Source organism: Roseateles sp. P5_B10 (assembly GCF_056400485.1).
The window spans coordinates 1-1,443 of sequence record NZ_JBFULE010001089.1 but is presented as its reverse complement, the minus strand read 5'-3'; the positions used below and the strand labels follow the sequence as shown (position 1 = coordinate 1,443).

The 1,443-nt window shown below is 68.5% G+C and carries 1 protein-coding gene and 1 pseudogene; both read left to right on the top strand.

Features of this window, described 5'->3' with window-relative positions:
• Nucleotides 1-339 (top strand): annotated as a pseudogene (locus AC1DU6_RS31065) (ornithine cyclodeaminase); the annotation flags it as partial.
• A 130-nt stretch (nucleotides 340-469) separates the two neighbouring features.
• A complete protein-coding gene (locus tag AC1DU6_RS31060; protein WP_477861974.1) occupies nucleotides 470-1,375 on the top strand; it encodes a DUF4399 domain-containing protein in 906 nt (301 codons plus the stop codon).
• Nucleotides 1,376-1,443 lie beyond the last annotated feature (68 nt).

Here is a 1,443-nt window from a genome sequence, read left to right as displayed (position 1 = left end):
GAGCTGCACCGCGGCGTGCTGGAGATGGCCCGCGTGGTCTGCGAGTTCGAGCCACAGAGCCGCATCGAAGGCGACATGCAGCAGATGCCGGCCGATTTCCCCGTCACCGAGTTCTGGCGAGTGCTCGCCGGCCAGGCCCCGGGCCGCGAGTCGGCCAGCCAAGTCACCGTGTTCGACTCGGTCGGCTTCGCGCTGGAGGACTTCTCCGCGCTGCGCCTGCTACGCGACGTGAGCAATCAGCTTGGCCTGGGCGCGCCGCTGGACCTGATCCCGCAGATGGCCGACCCCAAGGATTTGTTCGGCGAACTGCATCTGACCCACCAGCTTCAGGTGGCTTAGGGCCTGTTCACGCTACGGGAATCGGTGCGATCCCCGTAGCGTGAACAGGCCCTGACGTCCGTAACTTTCACGACGCCTCTTCGCTAGCGCGCGCCCCAGAATCGGTGGCGCACGCTGCCGGAGGGCTCGCATGGGATCTGCCGCTCGACTGACCCGCCACTTTTGGCCACTGGGTCTGCTGCCCGCGCTGGCCGCGGCCGAGCCACTTCCCGCCGATCCGCTGGAGCGCCAGTGCTGGCTGTCACACACGGCCCAGCGCACGGCCCTCGACCTGCGTGAGCCGGTCTCGGTGCACTTCAGCAACGTCAAGACCGGCTACCGCGTGCGCTCGCCCTTCTGGGTGGAGTTCGGCATCCGTGGCATGGGCGTCATTCCGGCCGGCAATGCCAACGAGAAGGCCGGCCACCACCACATCCTCATCGACACGCCGCTGCCGCGCGACCACACCGCACCCATCCCCTTCTCCAATACGCACAAGCATTTCGGCAAGGCCCAGACCGGCACCGAGATCGACCTGCCGCCGGGCCGCCACACCATGCGGCTGCTGTTCGCCGACCACGCCCACAAGCCCTATTTCGTCTTCAGCAATGAGATTGCCATCGTGGTCGTGGGCAAGCGCGCCGACGCCCCGGCGCCCAAGGTCGTTGCGGGTGACCGCGACACCTGCGAAGCCTGGTACGAGGACCTGCGCGCCGCGCCACGCGCCTCAGCCGGCCGCGAGGTCTATGTGAAGAACCTGCGCGATGAAGAGGCGGTGTCGAGCCCCTTCACGCTGTCCCTGGGCGTGCTCGGCGCCGGCCTGGGCGTGGCGCCGGCCGGCACCGCCATCAAGGACACGGGGCATTTCCGCCTCAGCTTTGCGCCCAAGGGCGGCGGCAATGCGGTGCGCCAGAACCTCGTCGACGGCCGCACCGAGGCCATCGTCGACCTGCCCCTGGGCGAGTACGAAGCGGTTGTCAGCCTGCACGACGGCGCCGGAGAGCCCCTGCTCAAGGCCGCGCCGCTGAAGTTCAGCGTCACCCGTCACGACAGGTAGGCGCCAACGTCCTCCACGTCGATCAGCGCTGCCGCCATGAAGCGCCGCGCATAGGTCAGGCACACGCC